Raw genomic sequence first — 17,314 nt, 5'->3', positions numbered from 1 at the left:
ACCTCCCCCATTTAACAGCACATTTTTAGTAAGCGCTTCCACGTTTTCTTTTTGAGAAGAAGGCTTATTTCAAATGTGTATGACCTCATCCTGATATGTAGACCTAAAATCCTATTGAGCGGATTAGCAGTTTATATGAAGATTGCCACGGGTAAATGTGCTGTAGAATGTTTCGTTTTAAAAAGGGGGAACAGACATGAGTGATGATCAAAACAAACGTGTAAATGAACACTCAAAGGACGAGCAGCTTGAGCAATACAGGGTCGATAACGGCGGGAAGAAAATGACGACAAACCAAGGTTTGCGAGTGTCAGAGGATGAGCACTCGTTAAAAGCCGGGGTTCGCGGCCCGACGCTGATGGAGGATTTTCACTTCCGGGAGAAAATGACGCACTTTGACCATGAGAGGATTCCGGAGCGTGTTGTGCATGCGCGCGGGTATGGCGTGCATGGCTTTTTTCAGGTTTACGAGCCGATGACCGAGTATACACGGGCCAAATTTCTTCAGGACCCTTCAGTGAAGACACCTGTATTTGTCCGGTTTTCAACTGTTGCGGGTTCTAAAGGCTCCGCAGACACAGTGCGGGACGCCAGAGGCTTTGCGATGAAATTTTATACTGAAGAAGGAAACTATGATCTTGTAGGAAATAACATCCCGGTGTTTTTCATTCAGGATGCGATCAAATTTCCGGATTTGGTTCACGCGTTTAAGCCTGAACCTCACAATGAAATGCCTCAGGCCGCGACCGCTCATGATACGTTTTGGGATTTTGTCGCCAATAACCCTGAGTCGGCTCACATGGTGATGTGGACGATGTCTGACAGAGGTATTCCTCGCAGCTACAGAATGATGGAAGGCTTCGGCGTTCACACGTTCCGATTTGTCAATGAACAAGGAAAGGCGCGTTTTGTGAAATTCCACTGGAAGCCGGTGCTCGGCGTTCATTCTCTCGTATGGGATGAAGCGCAGAAAATTGCCGGAAAAGATCCCGACTTCCACCGCCGCGACCTGTGGGAAACGATTGAAAACGGCGGAACGGTTGAATATGAGCTCGGCGTACAGATGATTGATGAAGAAGATGAATTCCAATTTGATTTTGATATCCTTGATCCGACAAAGCTGTGGCCGGAAGAGCTTGTACCGGTGAAGATCATTGGGAAAATGACGCTGAATCGTAACCAGGATAATGTGTTTGCGGAAACGGAACAAGTCGCATTCCACCCGGGAAATGTCGTGCCGGGCATCGATTTTACCAATGACCCGCTATTGCAGGGACGGCTTTTCTCTTATACCGACACACAGCTCATCCGTCTTGGCGGCCCGAACTTCCATGAGATTCCGATTAACCGGCCGGTATGTCCGTTCCATAACAATCAATATGACGGCTATCACCGGATGACGATCAATAAGGGGCCGGTCGCTTATCATAAAAACTCTCTGCAAAACAATGACCCGTCGCCTGCGACAGCCGAAGAAGGCGGCTACGTCCACTATCAGGAGAAAGTCGAGGGCAAAAAAATCCGCCAGCGGAGCGACAGCTTCAACAATTATTACTCACAGGCGAAGCTGTTCTGGAACAGTATGTCTCCTGTCGAGAAACAGCACATCATCTCTGCCTTCTGCTTTGAGGTCGGGAAGGTCAAAAGCAAGGACGTGCAGCGGCAAGTCGTTGACGTCTTCAGCAATGTGGATACAGGCTTAGCAGAAGAAATCGCCAAAGGAGTGGGCGTGGCGCCGCCGGCGAAACGGAAAGCATCAAAAGAAATTCTTACCTCACCTGCGTTAAGCCAAGCCCGTACAGTGAAAACAGCGTCAACGAGAAAAGTCGCTGTTCTCGCCGGAAACGGATTCCGTGAAAAAGAGCTGCAAACAGTGCTGAGCGCCTTAAAGCAAGAAGGGATCACAGCGGATATCATCAGCCAAACGCTGGGGTACATTACAAGCGGCACCGGACAGCAGCTTGAGGCCGGCGGCACGTTCCTGACGGCTGATTCTGTTCTGTATGATGCTGTCTATGCCGCAGGAGGACCGGAGTTAAAAGGCAACAAACAAGCGATGGCGTTTATCAGAGAAGCATACAACCACTATAAGGCGATCGGTACAGCGAACGAAGGAATTGATCTTCTTCAATCAGCTGTCAGGACAACAGAGGGGCCGGGCATCGTGACTGCGAAAGATGAAGCGGACTACACCGCTTTCAGCAAGGCGTTTATCGAGGCCGTCGCCGCACACCGCCATTGGGATAGACGAATTTGATCCGCTCCTGTATCTTAAAGGAAGATACTTTTCATAAGGAGCATGACAAATGAACGAAAAACAACTCGCTGAAGCTTACGAACGCGATGAAAATATGATGATTTTGGTGTTTGCCCAATGGTGCGTGAACCATGATCTTGATCCGGTGGAGCTGTACGCCAAAGCATATCCGCAGCAAAAGCTGAATGAAAGCTTGAAAAAAACCATGGACGAACTGGTCGTGCCCAAACACGAATCAGAACACATTCCGGATCAGACCGTCATTGCGGTGTTAGAGATGTTTGGAAATACAGATTTGGCACAAGCGGTTCACGAAGCAATTGCTGAGCGTAAACAATAAAAAAAGAGACATATTGTGTCTCTTTTTTTATTAGAAAAATCGAGCTATTAGACCTAGAAACTTCTTTTCACTTCCATCAGTCTATAAAAGTGTACCTTGCAGAAAAAAGGGAATAATAAGCAATGCACATTAAAGGAGGAGATCGTATGAAATGGAATAACATGCTGAAAGCCGCGGGGATTGCAGTTTTGCTTTTTGCTGTATTTGCATATGCGGCCCCATCATCAAAAGCAGCTCAAGAGAAAACACCGACTGTCAGCAGCCATACGTACAAAAAGATCAAGGAATTAAAGTATCCACAGGTGCATCACATCGGAAATGCCGCGTTTGAAAAGAAAATCAATCAAGAGCTGAAAGCCTACATTGAACAATCGTATCAGGAATACCTGAAAAACAAAAAAGCAGGCGAACAGCAGGGCTTCAAAGCGGAATATCAAACATCCTTCAGTGTCAAATACAATGCGGCGGGCAAGCTAAGCATTCAAACACTCAATTATATTTATTCAGGCGGCGCCCATGGTTTAACGTCTGTTCAGTCCTTCAACTATGACTTGAAAGCACAAAAGCGGGTGACACTGAATCAGATTCTGAATACCAAAACAAAAATCAGCAAAACGAAAGACTACCTATACAGCTATATCAAAAAACATGACACGCTGTTTTTCCCTGACGTAAAGAAAGAGGATATTATCCTTAACCAAGACACAACGTTTTACTTTACGAAAAACGGGATCGCCATCGTCTTCGGCCAGTATGACTTGGGACCTTATGCAGCCGGAATCCGTGATGTGCAGGTGCCTTCCTCTATTTATCAATAATCAAAAGAGCCATATCCGCAAAAGGGATATGGCTCAATGTTTCTACCACACAAACAGGCCGACAATCGCAGCACTTAGTAAAGATACCGCAATTCCGCTGACGAGCAATTTCCACACGTTTTTCCCGATGACCGTTGACTTTTCGCCGTCAAGGATCGAGTTGTACGTACCATAAATCATGCCGACTGTACTGAAGTTGGCAAATGACGTCAGGAATGTCGTCGCCACCGCAACTGTGTGAGGCGGAAGTGATTTGAGATTTTCTTTCAAGTCAAGCATCGCAACAAACTCGTTCGTTGCCAATTTCATTCCCATCAGCTGAGCGACATACATCGCATCGTGTACCGGCAGCCCAAGCAGGAATGCGAAAGGACTGAAGAGATAAGCAAAAATCGTCTGGATGGTCAGGCCGTGCACGAATACACCAAGAATGCCATTGACTGCTGACGTTAATGCAACATATCCGATCACCATTGCCAAAATAACGATAACCATGTTCATGCCGACAAGCATACTGTTAGAAATCGTAGAGAAAAAGTCTTTCTTCTCTTCTTTAGGCGGTGTATAGATGATATCTTCATCTTCCGGCACGTGAACAGGGTTCAGCAGGTTTGCGATAATCAGCGCGTTTAAGCAGTTCAAAGGAATCGCTGTAAATACGTATGTCGCCGGCACCATTGACAGGTAAGATCCAATAATGGAGCCGCTGATGCTGCTCATGCTCATTAAGCCGAATGTAAGCAGGCGGTTGTTATTTAATACCGTAAGCTGCTGGCGGATGACCGCAAGTGCTTCCGTATTTCCCAAGAACATCATTTGAATAGAGAAAAAGCTTTCTAATTTCGGCAAGCGGGAAGCCTTTGAAATCACCCATCCGATTTTATCAATCAGCCAAGGCAAAATGCCGAAATATGTTAAAATATCAAAGAATGTGACGATAAAGATAATTGGAAGAAGTGCACTAAAGAAAAAATCTACTGTTTCATTCGCCATGACAGACGGGAAGGCAAACGCGATACCGTCACTGGCGCAAGCAATCAGCCAAGTGAAGAAATCACCAATTTTACCGATGGCCCAGCTCCCGACTTTTGTTCCCAGCATAAACCAAGTAATCAGCAATTCCAGAACAATTAACGTAATGATCGGGCGCCACTTGATTTTCTTTTTCTGTGGAGAACATAGGAATACAACTGCCATAATCACAATGAGACCGACAAGGTTTAATAAAAAGTACATGATAGCAACTCCTATGAGGTTTATTATGGAAACAAAAAAAGCTCTTATCCTTCACAAATTCTGGAAGTGCAGAAAGTGTGAAAAATAAGAGCAAACAGAAAAGAACTTGTCCTTTTCAACTCGTTCAAATTTATTCAAACTTTCTTGTAGTCTAGTTTTTTACGGTTACTAGGTAGAAACAATCAGACCATATTACTGATCATATACAAGAATGTCTTTTTTCTAAGATGATAGCAGTATTTTATCCTTTCACTTTTTGAAAATCAACCTTTTTAACTATTTTCACAATAATAAAATTTATATTTTGAATTTGAGAAAATAAAGGAAAAACATGTTGGATTGCTATGTTGATATGATTTTGATGAGGCAACAGCATTGCAGCGCTGTTTTTTCTTCTATATATGGTTTCAGCTCCTAGAGGTTTGTTGTATGATGTACATGGGGAAACCCCATACAGCAAAAAAGGGAGTTTTTTTCATGATTATCCAATTCATTCGTTATAGATAATGACAGGTATAGACAATCTGCCAGACCTGGCCAATTTTTGTAAAAGGCTCAGGTTTATTTGTCTATGCCTTTTTCATTTATCTAAAAATGAATGAATGAGGTGTTTTTTATCATGAAACGAACAGCTGATGTCAGCCAATTCGCACCCATGTTTCGATGCCCGCTCTGCGGTTCTTCCATGGATGCGGCTTCAGGAAAAAGCTTGATTTGTACAGAACGAGGGCATACATTTGATAGATCTCGGCACGGATATGTGAACTTCCTGACGAAGCCGGTCAAAACCGGTTACGATGCCGGGCTTTTTGAGGCGAGGAGCAGGCTGATTGGGGAATGCCGGTTTTTTGAACCGCTCCATCATGCAATTGCAGATCTCATCAGTCACCCCAACTCTGGTGAAGAAGCTTTCACCATCTTGGACAGCGGATGCGGTGAGGGATCTCATTTGAATGCGCTTTGCGGTTTTGATTATGCAGGGAAAACAGCTATGGGAGCAGGCATCGATCTTTCAAAGGATGGGATTGTAAAAGCTTCTAAGACATTCAAAGATCAAATGTGGGCGGTTGCCGATGTGGCGTGTGCCCCTTTTCATGACCGCCAATTTGATGTTGTCCTGTCTATTTTTTCGCCGTCCAATTATGCAGAGTTTCATAGATTGCTGAAGGATGACGGCATGCTCATCAAAGTAGTGCCGCGAAAAGATTATTTAATAGAATTAAGGCAATTTTTATATACTGATTCACCAAGGCGTACGTATTCCAATACGGCAGCTGTTGAGCGTTTTACAGCGAATGTTGAACGCAGCCAACAAGCGAGGCTGCGCTATGTCAAAACGCTTAACCGGCAAGCGATACATTGGCTGCTCCAGATGACGCCGCTCGCCTGGTCGGCGCAGAAAGACCGAGTCAGACTGCTGAAAGAGATGAAATCAGCCGATATCACGGTTGATGTCGATATCCTAATAGGAATGAAATGATGGCAGAGGAAAGCTCCGAAAAAAGGAGCTTTCCTTTTTTAATCGGAATAGTTGGCCCCCGCTTCTCGTACATATGGAAAGGGGACGGAAACAGCCGATGCGGGGAGTTTTTGTAAACGCTTTCTGGTCCGTGGAAATGGGGGATGCTTATGGAACTGATCATTATTCTATTGGCGCTAGGCTTGCTGATGTTTACGGCGTATCGGGGATTTTCTGTCATTTTGTTTGCGCCGATTTGCGCGTTATTCGCGGTGCTGCTGACTGATCCAAGCCATGTGCTTCCTTTTTTCTCATCGATTTTTATGGAAAAGATGGCGGGTTTTATTAAGTTGTATTTTCCGGTATTTTTGCTCGGTGCGATTTTTGGAAAGGTCGTCGAAATGTCAGGGCTCGCGGCATCGATTGCGAAAACGATTGTCAGGCTTGTCGGGGCAAAAAGAGCGATACTTGCAATTGTGCTGATGGGCGCTATCTTGACGTACAGCGGCGTCAGCCTGTTTGTTGTCGTGTTTGCCGTATACCCTTTTGCAAAAAATTTATTCCGAGAAGCAAACATACCGAAACGCCTTATCCCGGGAACGATTGCTTTAGGGGCTTTTACGTTTACGATGGACGCACTTCCGGGTACGCCGCAAATTCAAAATGTCATCCCGACGACGTTTTTCAAAACAGACATTTATGCCGCTCCTTGGCTTGGCTTGATCGGTGCAGTGATTGTGCTGGCAGCGGGCATGCTCTATTTGGAATCGAGGCGGAAAAAAGTGCAGGCATCCGGCGAGGACTATGGCGGTTTTGATTCGGAGGATTCAGCCGCTCTCGAAAAGTCTGAGTTCGCGGCAGAACCTGACAAAAGCCCGGTGCAGCATGCGCTTGCCTTTGTCCCGCTTATACTCGTAGGTGCAATGAATAAATGTTTCACCATATACCTTCCAAAGTGGTATCCGAATGGATTTGATTTTTCGTCGATCGGATTAAAGGAGTTCGGAAAGCTTGATATTTCTTCAGCAGCTGCCATTTGGTCGGTTGAGCTCGCTCTGGTAATTGGCATCATCACAACAATTTTATTTGATTGGAGAAGAGTGTTTGCCCAAATGAAGGAGGGGCTGAATGAAGGGATCGGCGGCGCCTTGCTGGCGTCTATGAATACGGGTGCCGAGTATGGTTTCGGCGGCGTTATCGCCGCACTGCCGGGGTTTCACAAGCTGAGCAGCGGAATTTCGCACACCTTTACCGACCCGCTTGTAAACGGGGCCGTCACGACAACAGCGCTGGCGGGAATCACCGGGTCGGCTTCAGGAGGTATGGGCATTGCGTTAAGCGCGATGTCGGATCAATACTTGCAGGCGATTCAGGCTTACAGCATTCCGCCGGAAGTGATGCATCGGGTCATTTCGATGGCATCAGGCGGTATGGATACGCTGCCGCATAATGGTGCTGTCATCACGCTTCTGGCCGTGACGGGACTGACTCACCGGCAATCGTATCGGGATATTTTTGCTATCACGCTCATTAAAACGGCTGCCGTATTTGCTGTGATCGCGATTTATAGCCTGACGGGTCTAGTGTAGGAGAAAACGAAAGGGGCATCAATATGGGAAAAGTGCTGTCATCTAGTAAGGAAGCTGCGGAACTGATTCATGATGGTGATACGCTGATCGCAGGAGGATTCGGGCTGTGCGGCATTCCTGAACAGCTCATTTTGGCGATAAGAGACAAGGGAGCAAAGGATTTAACCGTTGTCAGCAACAATTGCGGAGTGGATGACTGGGGGCTTGGTTTGCTTTTGGCTAATAGGCAAATCAAGAAAATGATCGCATCCTATGTCGGCGAAAATAAAATTTTTGAGCGGCAGTTTTTAAGCGGAGAGCTTGAGGTCGAGCTTGTTCCCCAAGGAACGCTCGCCGAGAGAATTCGCGCAGGCGGCGCGGGCATACCGGGATTTTACACGGCGACAGGCGTCGGCACCTCAATAGCCGAGGGAAAAGAACATAAAACATTCGGCGGCCGGACGTATGTGCTGGAGCGAGGCATCACCGGCGATGTGGCGATCGTTAAAGCGTGGAAAGCGGACACTATGGGCAATTTGGTTTTTCGGAAAACGGCGAGAAATTTCAATCCCGTTGCCGCCATGGCAGGCAAGATCACGATTGCCGAGGCGGAAGAAATTGTGGAAGCGGGAGAGCTCGATCCAGATCACATCCACACACCGGGAATTTACGTACAGCATGTGGTGCTTGGCGAAAGCCATGAAAAACGGATTGAAAAACGAACAGTTCGGCAAGCGGCGGGAAAGGGTGAGGCGAAATGAAGGAAGCGAGAAAACGAATGGTCAAACGGGCTGTACAAGAAATTAAGGATGGCATGAACGTCAATCTTGGGATTGGAATGCCGACGCTTGTCGCAAATGAGATACCCGATGGCGTTCACGTCATGCTTCAGTCAGAAAACGGTTTGCTCGGAATCGGCCCCTATCCTGTGGAAGGAGCGGTAGACGCGGACTTGATCAATGCGGGAAAGGAAACGATCACAGAAGTGACGGGCGCCTCCTATTTTGACAGCGCTGAGTCATTCGCAATGATAAGAGGCGGGCATATCGATTTGGCTATCCTTGGCGGCATGGAGGTTTCTGAGCAGGGCGATTTGGCCAATTGGATGATCCCCGGCAAAATGGTCAAAGGGATGGGCGGCGCCATGGATCTCGTCAACGGGGCGAAACGGATCGTTGTCATCATGGAGCATGTCAATAAACATGGCGAGTCAAAGGTGAAACAAGCTTGCACCCTTCCGCTGACAGGCCAGAGAGTCGTGCACAGGCTGATTACGGATTTGGCTGTGTTTGATTTTGATAACGGCCGCATGACACTGACTGAGCTTCAGGAAGGCGTCACAATTGAAGAGGTTTATGAAAAAACAGAAGCTAATTTCGCTGTAAGCCAGTCTGTGCTCAAACAAAATTCTTAATGGGAAGGTGTTTGACATGAACAAACAAGTCGCATTGGTGACAGGGGCAGCCGGCGGAATCGGATTCGACATCGCAAAGGAATTCGCCCGTGAAGGCGCCAGCGTCATCGTTTCGGATCTCCATCAGAAAGCGTGTGAAAAGGCCGCCTCCAAGCTTGCCGAAGAAGGCTTTGACGCAGCAGCCATTCCGTGTGATGTGACAAAGGAAGCGCAAGTCGCTGATACGGTGAACGCCATCAAGAAACGATACGGCCGCTTGGATATTTTGGTGAACAATGCCGGTATTCAGCACGTCGCCCCGATTGAAGAGTTTCCCACAGAAACCTTTGAGCAGCTGATCAAGGTCATGCTGACGGCGCCCTTCATCGCGATGAAGCATGTGTTTCCGATCATGAAAAAACAGCAGTTTGGCAGAATCATTAATATCGCGTCTGTTAATGGCTTAGTCGGCTTTGCGGGGAAATCCGCTTATAATAGCGCCAAGCACGGCGTCATTGGGCTGACAAAGGTCGGGGCGCTGGAAGGCGCGCCCCACGGCATTACAGTCAACGCGCTCTGTCCGGGTTATGTCGATACTCAGCTTGTCCGCAATCAGCTGAGCGATCTTTCGAAAACAAGAAATGTCCCTTACGACTCCGTACTTGAACAGGTCATTTTTCCGCTGGTCCCGCAAAAACGACTGCTTTCCGTCAAGGAAATCGCAGATTATGCGGTGTTTTTGGCAAGCGGGAAAGCGAAGGGCGTCACCGGGCAGGCTGTCGTCCTTGATGGGGGCTACACCGCTCAATGACATAAAAAAACACACTTGCTCCGTTAGGGAATCAAGTGTGTTTTTTGGCTTATTTCCAAACATCGTTAGCGATCTCAACCACATGGCGGAGCTTCGCCCATTGCTGTTCTTCAGTCAGCTTGTTGCCTTCCTCAGTTGAAGCGAATCCGCATTGAGGGCTGAGACAAAGCTGGTCTAAGCTCACAAAACGGGACGCTTCTACGAGACGGCGTTTCACGTCGTCCGGATGTTCAAGCTCACCGAATTTAGATGTGACTAAGCCAAGGACAAGCTGAAGGTCAGAGCGCTTTACATAACGGAGCGGTTCAAATCCGCCTGAGCGTGAATCATCATACTCCAGGAATAGACCGTCCAGGTTCAAGCCGTCAAAAATGGTTTCGGCTGCTGCGTCATAGCCGCCTTCTGCTGTCCAAGTGGACTGGAAGTTGCCGCGGCAAATATGCATGGTTACCGTCAGGTCATCAGGACGGTCTGCAATCGCGTCGTTAATCGATTTCGCAAACAGCTGGCGAAGCTCGTCAGGCGTTGTTCCGAACGCCTCGATTTGTTTTAAGCCTTTTTCAGATAAGAAAACAGCCCATGCCGTATCATCAAGCTGGAGGTAGCGGCAGCCTCTGTCATAAAACGCTTGAATCGCTTTTTTATATGCTTTGGATACATCGTGCTGGAAAAGTTGATAGTCTTTTTTGTACGCATCCTTTTCCAGTTTTCCGCGGAAAAACAGCATATTCGGGCTTGGAATCGTCATCTTTGGCGTCGCGTCACCGGCAATGCTATGGAGAAATGAGTAATCTTCAAGCATTGGGTGAGTTGAAAAGTCGATATCACCTGTGACTTTAATGCCGCGTGCTTTTGTCTGTACGTTATGGAATTGAATGCCCTGCTCAGGAGTAAACGGCTCAACGCCATCCAGGTTTTCCAGGAAATCAAAATGCCACCACGCTCTGCGGAATTCACCGTCTGTCACGACGTTCAAGCCGGTTTCCTTTTGTTTTTCCACAATGCGGATGATTTCATCGTTTTCGATCTGGCGAAGCTGCTCAGCCGTAATCTCGCCGGCCGCTTTTTGCAGCCGCGCTTTTTTGACGGGCTCTGATCTCAGCAGGCTTCCGACTTGATCCGCGCGAAACGGCGGTTTTTTTCTTTGAAGTGATTTTTGTTCTGCGGGTGTTGTTTGTTGTGACATGTTGTCCATTCCTTCTTTCCATTCGAATATAAAAAAGCTCTTCCTTTGGATAAGGAAGAGCTTGCGTGACAATCTCAACCTTATCTTCAAGAGCAATCATTGCTCTAAAGGATTTAGCACCATTCTGTTAAACAGCGGTTGCCGGGTATCGCAGGGCCAGTCCCTCCACCTCTCTTGATAAGGAAAACCTTTTTATGAAATTTTCTGATAGTATCTATTATTCACACATTTTCTGTTTCTGTCAATGATAGATTATCTCCACACATCGTTGGCGATGTCAACGACATGGCGCAGCTTTGCCCATTGCTGCTCCTCTGTCAAAAGATTGCCTTCTTCTGTAGAGGCGAAACCGCACTGCGGGCTGAGGCACAGCTGATCCAGGCTGACAAAACGCGCAGCTTCATTGATTCGGCGTTTCACATCCTCAGGATTTTCTAGCTCGCCGTATTTCGATGTGATCAAGCCGAGCACGATTTGCAGATCCTTGCGTTTCACAAAACGGAGCGGATCAAAATTTCCGGAGCGGTCATCATCGTATTCCAAGAACAGCCCGTCCAGGTTTAAGCCGTCCAAAATCGTTTCCGCTACAGCGTCGTAGCCTCCTGATGCCGCCCAAGTCGAACGGAAGTTGCCGCGGCAAATGTGCATCGTGATTGCTAAATCATCAGGGCGGTCTGCCACTGCATCGTTAATCGTTTTGGCAAACAAGGCAGGCAATGTTTCTGGATCGCCGCCGAGCGCCCGGACAACCTCTCTGCCTTTTTCCTCAAAGAAAAGAGACCATGACGTATCATCAAGCTGAAGATAGCGGCATCCAGCGTCATAAAAGGCTTTAATTGCTTTTTTGTACGCTTGGGCCAGATCATGAAAGTATTCCTCTTGGTCGTCATAAATCCCTTTATCCGCCTTTTCACCGAAAAACAGCATATTCGGGCTCGGAATCGTCAGCTTTGGTGTCGCGTCGCCGGCAATCTCATGTAAAAATTGATAATCGGCAAGCGCTGGGTGGCTCGTAAAATCAAGTTTTCCCGTCACTTTGATGCTGCGTGCTTTTGTTTTCGCGTTATGGAACTGAATCCCTTCAGCCGGGATGAACGGTTCCACTCCGTCAAGCCCTTCCAGGAAATCGTAATGCCACCAAGAACGGCGGAATTCTCCGTCTGTTACCACATCGAGACCGATTTCTTTTTGTTTTTCCACAATGCGGGTGATTTCTTGATTTTCAATATCACGAAGCTGTTCCGCTGTGATCTCGCCGGCCGCTTTCTTCTGCCGGGCTTCTTTTACCGGAGCGGAGCGCAGTAAACTGCCGACATGATCGGCGCGGAAAGGAGCTTTGTGTTGTTGTATTGTTTTTTGTCCTGCGGCATTTGTTTGTTGAGCCATGTCATTCGCCTCTTTTCTGAAATGTGTTGAGCATAAAAAAGCTCTTCCTTTGTGTAAGGAAGAGCTTGAACGATCAAATCTCCGCCTCATCTGCAAGAACGCAATGTTCTAAAGGATTTAGCACCATTCTGTTTGAAACAGCGGTTGCCGGGTATCATAGGGCCAGTCCCTCCACCTCTCTTGATAAGGTATGTCTTCATATTCAGATTTCAATTATCTTAATATTATTACTTTTGGCTCAATTGTCAATGCTTTTTAGAAAATACTTTCATCTTCATCGTCATATAATACCATATCCAGCACGATAGCGATGGCCGTGCAGATCAGCACATCTTCCTCGTTTGCAATCTGCAAGTGATAGGAATCACCTCAGCTCAGCCACTTCTTGCTCACCGACATCCGGACATTCTTTCCGTCCGTCAGCTGGAATTCATCCTTCCACAAGTCACCGTCAATTTCCCAGTTGAGCTTAGAAATTTCAAATTTTGGTTTGAAAAATGTTAGTTTCTTCGTCACCTCACAAACTGTTTCCCCGCCAATTGAAATCACATATCGCGGCAATAAAGACATTACTTTTTGTTCTATGGAAACGAGTGTTTTTCCGGATGAATCTGTCATTTGCAGCGAGTCCCCTAACGAAAAGAACCGGCCCTCGACCTTGAATGTCTCCTGTTCATCCCGGTCATAAATGTGAAATGCATCTTTAAACGAGAACATTTTTTGTTTCATAAATAATTCGATCATTGCTGAAGTCTCCTTTTGATTTGCCTTGTAAGAGATTACGGAAAGGGGGGCAAAAAGGTTTCAAGTTCCAAATCTAGTAACCAGAAACGCGCTGGCCGTTTTTTACGAGTAATTAATGTTTCTAAATTAAAAAAAGGCTGCATCGTTCAGCAGCCTTTCTTTTGAAATATAGTATTAGGAAAGATGCATCCGGCGTTTTTGGCGGATCGCGTCAAGGTCGATTAGGTTGTTGTGATGAGGTGCGGCTGCTGGAAGAGGGCTTGTCTTTTGCGGTTTGCGGCGATTGTCCTTGCTGAAAGAAAAAAGAAGATAGCCGCATAATGCGATGATAATAAAAAGGATCATTTTACATTCCTCCCAAAAAAAGTTTTGGTATTCTCTATTGTACGGATAAAATGTCAAAAAGTATTCAAAAAATTCCAAATTGGTTAAAAATAAATAACTGCCCCTCAAAAACAGTCTAACCTGATAACCTGAAAATAGTCTTGCAAATTGGTGATTGTTCATGTTAGTGATTGGTTCTATAGTTACTATCGACGATAAAATAAATTCCTTTATATAACTTTTAACCTAAATTTACATAATTCCAATTACCTGTTTTTGGGTGCTGTTTTCTTGCTTGTTAGGTTTATACCCTATTTTTCGGAATCAAACACAAAAAACCCAAATTACGGAGCATTTGGGCGGTACGGGGGAATGCAGATTGTGGTTTTGGGGATTTGGATGTCTTATCAGAAGAAGCGTTTGAACATTTTTCTGATCTTTTGAAACGGGCTCGATTTCTTTTGCATTTTAAGAGGCCGGATCGTGATCCATTTTTTAAATAGGCTCTTTTTTGCAGCAATTGCATGTTTTGTCATTGTATTTCCTCCTCATGTGTTGATACTTGTTTTACGGAGGACGTATTCAAAATGTTTCGTTTTTACACAAAAAAACCAGCCCTTTTTTGGACTGGCTTTTGGCATTACGCCTGTTCTTCAAACAGCTTTGCAATCTCAACGATGACGTTTACGGCTTTGACCATGTTATCAGCTGAGATGTATTCGAACTTTCCGTGGAAGTTTTCCCCGCCGGTAAAGATGTTTGGCGTCGGGAGTCCCATGTAGGACAGCTGGGATCCGTCCGTGCCGCCGCGGATTGGAGAAATCTTCGGTTCGATACCGAGGTTTTTCATCGCTTGCTCGGCAATGTTGACGATTTCGATGACAGGTTCGATTTTCTCTCTCATGTTGTAGTATTGATCGTTCATATCAAGCTGAATCCGGTCTTGCCCGTATTCGTTTTGAAGTTCTTCAACGACTCGCTTCATTGTTTCTTTTCTGCTTTGGAAGTTTTCTTTGTCAAAGTCTCTGATAATGTAGTGGAGTTTTGTTTCCTCTACATCTCCTTGAATCGACAGCAGGTGGTAGAAGCCTTCGTAGCCTTCTGTATATTCAGGCGCTTCGTCTGCCGGCAGCAGGCTGTTCAGCTTCATTGCGATTTTGGCAGAGTTGATCATTTTCCCTTTTGCCGTGCCGGGATGTACGTTGTTGCCTTTGATCGTGATTTTTGCGGCAGCGGCATTGAAGCTTTCGTATTCAAGCTCGCCGAGCGGACCGCCGTCAACTGTGTAGGCAAAGGACGCATTGAATCGTTTCACATCAAATTTGTGCGGGCCTCTCCCGATTTCTTCATCAGGCGTAAAGGCGACTCTGATTGTGCCGTGCTTGATTTCAGGGTGTTTGATGAGGTAATCCATGGCTGTCATGATTTCGGCAATGCCGGCTTTATTGTCTGCGCCGAGAAGGGTTGTGCCGTCTGTGGTGATGAGTGTGTGGCCCTTATAGCCGGACAGCTCAGGGAATTGATCAGGCGACAGGATGACCTGCAGCTGTTCATTGAGAACGATGTCTTTTCCATCGTAGCTTTCTACGATTTGGGGATTCACGTTTTTGCCGGTAAAGTCGGTGGCGGTGTCGACGTGGGCGAGAAAGCCGATTGTCGGCACGTCTTTTTCAGTATTGGAGGGAAGAGTCGCCATGACATAGCCGTTCTCATCAATGGCTGCATCCTGCATGCCGATTGACTTCAATTCATCGACAAGCATGTTTCCTAACGTCAATTGGCCGGGTGTGGAAGGGCAGGTGTCGACGGATTCATCGGACTGTGTGTCGACCTTTACGTATGTAGTAAACCGTTCAATGATTTCTTCTTTCATTTCCAATCATCTCCTTTGTCTTATTTTATCATGGCGGGATGAGAGATTTCTATTGCACAATACCGTTTCGAATGGCAAAAACGACTGCCTGTGTCCGGTCTTGGGCGTTACATTTTTGCAGGATGCGGTGCACGTGGGTTTTTACCGTGCTTTCGCTGACGAAAAGCTTTTTAGCAATCTCTTCATTTCTCAACCCATAGGCCATTTGCTGAAGAACCTCGAGCTCTCTTTTGGTAAACGGCTCTGCCAGTTCTTCGGCTTGAGTCTGTTGCTTCGAGCGAAATGTCTCACTGATAATTTTAGCAGCTGTGGCCGTACGGAAAATCGCTTCGCCTCTGGCCGCGGCGCGAATGGCGTCTATCAATTCTTCAGGAAGCGTATCTTTCAGCAAATAGCCGACTGCACCCGCACGGATGCCTTCAAATACATATTCTTCCGTGTCGAAGGTGGTTAAAATGACAATCTTTGTATATGGGAGTGTAGACATAATGTCTTTTGCCGCTTCGATGCCTGAGCAATGCGGCATTTGGACATCCATGAGGATGACGTCGGGTTTTGTTTGCTTTGCCAGTGCAATGATGCCGTGACCGTCGCCGGCCTCACCGGAAACCGTCATATCCGGCTGTGCGTTGATGACATAGCGGAATCCTTCGCGCACTAGCGGCTGATCATCGGCAAGTGCGACGCGTATTTTATCTTTGTTCATCTTTTTGCTCCTTATTCGTTGTCATGAGCGGCAATGCCAGCTCAATTTGCAGGCCGCTCGGCTGCACAGTGCTGAGGGACAGGGAACCGCCTGCTTTTTCAGCGCGCTCTTTCATTCCTGTCAGGCCAAATCCATAAGTAAGATTGCCGGTGAATTGTCCGTCGTCGGTGATTGTGAGATAAAGATGTGTCTCGTCATTTGAGATGATGGCAGCCGCATGGGAAGCGTGAGCATGGCGAATGATATTGGTCAGCGCTTCCTGCAAGATGCGGTAGATCGTTTCGCTTACGTTTTGAGGCCAAGACTCTTCTGACAGGCCGGCAGTGTCTAAAGAAACGTGCAAGCCGCTCCGTTCCTCCACTTGATGGATAAGCCCCCGCAAAGCGGTAAGGCCAACCATGGATTCACTTCGTCCCATTTGGTGAACGACAGAACGTACTTCTTGAAGGCATTCTCTGGCGACACTCAGTACATTTTGAATGACTTTTTCTGAATCCTCCTTGCTGCTTTTCAGGATATAGGGAAGAGATTGAAGCTGAACAATCACAGAAGTCAGCTCATGGCCGATGCTGTCATGAATGTCGCGGGCGATTCTTGTGCGCTCCTCAAGGACCGCGTACCTTAAAGAAAGAACAGAAGCCTCCTGCAGCTCTGCGTGCGCTTTCTGGAGTTCTTCATGCGCCTGCTCCAGCTGCAAGTGCATTTTCGCTAATTCAGCATGATTCCGTTCAGCCTCTTTTCTGGCTTCCCGTCTGAAACGCATGGAGGAGAAGAATACGTACAGTCCGATCATGATCGAGATGTTACTGATGATATCGTCCCAGCTGCTGTCAAAAACAGTGTACAGAAAGAAAACGTTGCCTCCAATTAGGCATATTGTAAAGATCAAGGACAGGCGTGCAGGAAGCTTTATAGCCGTATAAACCAATAAAAATACGATTAAGAAAAAGGCGGCTCCCTGCTCTTGGCCGGAAACAGCCCAAAGAAAAACGGTCAGGAGCCAAAGACCGACGAATATGCTGAAATTAACAGCAGCGGATGTTACATAGGGAATGATCCAAATGAATGCTAAGTACACCGCAAACACAAACGCTAACAAAATGGGATCAGCTTCGGATGGATGAGATAAACATTGTATGCAATTCAATATGAGAATAAGGCTCGGCACAAATTTCTTGTAGTGCCGAGCCGAAGATTGTCGGTTCATGCTGGT

Annotated in this window: 16 protein-coding genes, 1 pseudogene and 3 riboswitches; of the genes and pseudogenes, 8 read left to right on the top strand and 9 right to left on the bottom strand. The window is 46.7% G+C overall.

Going from position 1 to position 17,314, the window contains the following annotated elements; all coding sequences use genetic code 11:
• Positions 1-196 precede the first annotated feature (196 nt).
• From BSI_RS17800 to BSI_RS17810, 3 genes are all read left to right on the top strand, one after another.
• Complete coding sequence (locus BSI_RS17800) at positions 197-2,257, top strand: catalase (protein ID WP_003236218.1); 2,061 nt, start codon at positions 197-199, stop codon at positions 2,255-2,257.
• Between the two features lie 49 nt (positions 2,258-2,306).
• A complete protein-coding gene (yxiS, locus tag BSI_RS17805; RefSeq protein ID WP_003236216.1) occupies positions 2,307-2,597 on the top strand; it encodes a protein YxiS in 291 nt (96 codons plus the stop codon).
• A gap of 146 nt (positions 2,598-2,743) precedes the next feature.
• A complete protein-coding gene (locus BSI_RS17810; RefSeq protein ID WP_003236215.1) occupies positions 2,744-3,415 on the top strand; it encodes a DUF3298 and DUF4163 domain-containing protein in 672 nt (223 codons plus the stop codon).
• 42 nt (positions 3,416-3,457) lie between these two features.
• On the opposite strand, the gene nupG is transcribed toward BSI_RS17810, so the two are convergent.
• Complete coding sequence (nupG, locus tag BSI_RS17815; protein ID WP_003236213.1) at positions 3,458-4,651, bottom strand: purine nucleoside transport protein NupG; 1,194 nt, start codon at positions 4,649-4,651, stop codon at positions 3,458-3,460.
• A 127-nt stretch (positions 4,652-4,778) separates the two neighbouring features.
• A riboswitch (purine riboswitch) is annotated at positions 4,779-4,880 on the bottom strand.
• A 390-nt stretch (positions 4,881-5,270) separates the two neighbouring features.
• Here nupG and BSI_RS17820 point away from each other — a divergent pair.
• From BSI_RS17820 to BSI_RS17845, 5 genes are all read left to right on the top strand, one after another.
• Entirely contained in the window at positions 5,271-6,131 is an 861-nt protein-coding gene (locus tag BSI_RS17820) for a putative RNA methyltransferase (RefSeq protein ID WP_003236210.1), read from the top strand.
• Between the two features lie 149 nt (positions 6,132-6,280).
• Positions 6,281-7,699, top strand: a complete 1,419-nt coding sequence (locus tag BSI_RS17830) for a GntP family permease (RefSeq protein WP_003236206.1) — start codon at positions 6,281-6,283, stop codon at positions 7,697-7,699.
• A 23-nt stretch (positions 7,700-7,722) separates the two neighbouring features.
• Positions 7,723-8,439 (top strand): CoA transferase subunit A, encoded by a 717-nt coding sequence (locus tag BSI_RS17835; RefSeq protein ID WP_003236204.1) that lies wholly within the window; start codon positions 7,723-7,725, stop codon positions 8,437-8,439.
• Positions 8,436-9,092: a CoA transferase subunit B gene (locus BSI_RS17840; RefSeq protein WP_003236201.1), complete on the top strand. Its 657-nt coding sequence runs from the start codon at positions 8,436-8,438 to the stop codon at positions 9,090-9,092. Before BSI_RS17835 ends, BSI_RS17840 begins: the two co-directional genes overlap by 4 nt.
• A 16-nt stretch (positions 9,093-9,108) precedes the next feature.
• Positions 9,109-9,882 carry a 3-hydroxybutyrate dehydrogenase gene (locus BSI_RS17845; RefSeq protein WP_003236199.1) on the top strand — a complete coding sequence of 258 codons (774 nt, stop codon included), beginning with the start codon at positions 9,109-9,111 and terminating at the stop codon, positions 9,880-9,882.
• Between the two features lie 49 nt (positions 9,883-9,931).
• Here the strand turns inward: BSI_RS17845 and BSI_RS17850 are convergent, their stop codons facing one another.
• The 8 genes and pseudogenes from BSI_RS17850 to BSI_RS17880 form a co-directional block, all read right to left on the bottom strand.
• Positions 9,932-11,068 (bottom strand): 5-methyltetrahydropteroyltriglutamate--homocysteine S-methyltransferase, encoded by a 1,137-nt coding sequence (locus tag BSI_RS17850; protein WP_003236197.1) that lies wholly within the window; start codon positions 11,066-11,068, stop codon positions 9,932-9,934.
• 77 nt (positions 11,069-11,145) lie between these two features.
• Positions 11,146-11,252, bottom strand: a riboswitch (SAM riboswitch).
• 68 nt (positions 11,253-11,320) lie between these two features.
• Positions 11,321-12,454 carry a 5-methyltetrahydropteroyltriglutamate--homocysteine S-methyltransferase gene (locus BSI_RS17855; protein WP_003236194.1) on the bottom strand — a complete coding sequence of 378 codons (1,134 nt, stop codon included), beginning with the start codon at positions 12,452-12,454 and terminating at the stop codon, positions 11,321-11,323.
• An 83-nt stretch (positions 12,455-12,537) separates the two neighbouring features.
• Positions 12,538-12,644: riboswitch (SAM riboswitch) on the bottom strand.
• 65 nt (positions 12,645-12,709) lie between these two features.
• A pseudogene (locus BSI_RS0120760) lies at positions 12,710-13,198 on the bottom strand (LURP-one-related/scramblase family protein).
• Between the two features lie 174 nt (positions 13,199-13,372).
• Positions 13,373-13,651: a hypothetical protein gene (locus BSI_RS21950; protein WP_080030776.1), complete on the bottom strand. Its 279-nt coding sequence runs from the start codon at positions 13,649-13,651 to the stop codon at positions 13,373-13,375.
• A 278-nt stretch (positions 13,652-13,929) separates the two neighbouring features.
• A complete protein-coding gene (locus BSI_RS22915) occupies positions 13,930-14,058 on the bottom strand; it encodes a hypothetical protein (protein WP_003236190.1) in 129 nt (42 codons plus the stop codon).
• A gap of 104 nt (positions 14,059-14,162) precedes the next feature.
• Complete coding sequence (gene pepT / locus BSI_RS17870; RefSeq protein ID WP_003236188.1) at positions 14,163-15,395, bottom strand: peptidase T; 1,233 nt, start codon at positions 15,393-15,395, stop codon at positions 14,163-14,165.
• A 49-nt stretch (positions 15,396-15,444) separates the two neighbouring features.
• Positions 15,445-16,101 carry a two-component system response regulator YxJL gene (gene yxjL, locus BSI_RS17875; protein WP_003236185.1) on the bottom strand — a complete coding sequence of 219 codons (657 nt, stop codon included), beginning with the start codon at positions 16,099-16,101 and terminating at the stop codon, positions 15,445-15,447.
• Positions 16,088-17,308 (bottom strand): sensor histidine kinase, encoded by a 1,221-nt coding sequence (locus BSI_RS17880; RefSeq protein WP_032731727.1) that lies wholly within the window; start codon positions 17,306-17,308, stop codon positions 16,088-16,090. The genes yxjL and BSI_RS17880 overlap by 14 nt, the downstream gene beginning before the upstream one ends.
• Positions 17,309-17,314: the final 6 nt, after the last annotated feature.

The sequence above is a fragment of the Bacillus inaquosorum KCTC 13429 genome (assembly GCF_000332645.1).
Classification (GTDB): domain Bacteria; phylum Bacillota; class Bacilli; order Bacillales; family Bacillaceae; genus Bacillus; species Bacillus inaquosorum.
Note: the sequence above shows the minus strand (reverse complement) of the source record. Positions and strands in the feature narration are given on the sequence as shown.

Coding starts and splice junctions, on each gene's coding strand:
- BSI_RS17800 (WP_003236218.1), top strand. CDS start 197: ATGAGTGATGATCAAAACAAACGTGTAAATGAACACTCAAAGGACGAG.
- yxiS (WP_003236216.1), top strand. CDS start 2,307: ATGAACGAAAAACAACTCGCTGAAGCTTACGAACGCGATGAAAATATG.
- BSI_RS17810 (WP_003236215.1), top strand. CDS start 2,744: ATGAAATGGAATAACATGCTGAAAGCCGCGGGGATTGCAGTTTTGCTT.
- nupG (WP_003236213.1), bottom strand. CDS start 4,651: ATGTACTTTTTATTAAACCTTGTCGGTCTCATTGTGATTATGGCAGTT.
- BSI_RS17820 (WP_003236210.1), top strand. CDS start 5,271: ATGAAACGAACAGCTGATGTCAGCCAATTCGCACCCATGTTTCGATGC.
- BSI_RS17830 (WP_003236206.1), top strand. CDS start 6,281: ATGGAACTGATCATTATTCTATTGGCGCTAGGCTTGCTGATGTTTACG.
- BSI_RS17835 (WP_003236204.1), top strand. CDS start 7,723: ATGGGAAAAGTGCTGTCATCTAGTAAGGAAGCTGCGGAACTGATTCAT.
- BSI_RS17840 (WP_003236201.1), top strand. CDS start 8,436: ATGAAGGAAGCGAGAAAACGAATGGTCAAACGGGCTGTACAAGAAATT.
- BSI_RS17845 (WP_003236199.1), top strand. CDS start 9,109: ATGAACAAACAAGTCGCATTGGTGACAGGGGCAGCCGGCGGAATCGGA.
- BSI_RS17850 (WP_003236197.1), bottom strand. CDS start 11,068: ATGTCACAACAAACAACACCCGCAGAACAAAAATCACTTCAAAGAAAA.
- BSI_RS17855 (WP_003236194.1), bottom strand. CDS start 12,454: ATGGCTCAACAAACAAATGCCGCAGGACAAAAAACAATACAACAACAC.
- BSI_RS22915 (WP_003236190.1), bottom strand. CDS start 14,058: ATGACAAAACATGCAATTGCTGCAAAAAAGAGCCTATTTAAAAAATGG.
- pepT (WP_003236188.1), bottom strand. CDS start 15,395: ATGAAAGAAGAAATCATTGAACGGTTTACTACATACGTAAAGGTCGAC.
- yxjL (WP_003236185.1), bottom strand. CDS start 16,101: ATGAACAAAGATAAAATACGCGTCGCACTTGCCGATGATCAGCCGCTA.
- BSI_RS17880 (WP_032731727.1), bottom strand. CDS start 17,308: ATGAACCGACAATCTTCGGCTCGGCACTACAAGAAATTTGTGCCGAGC.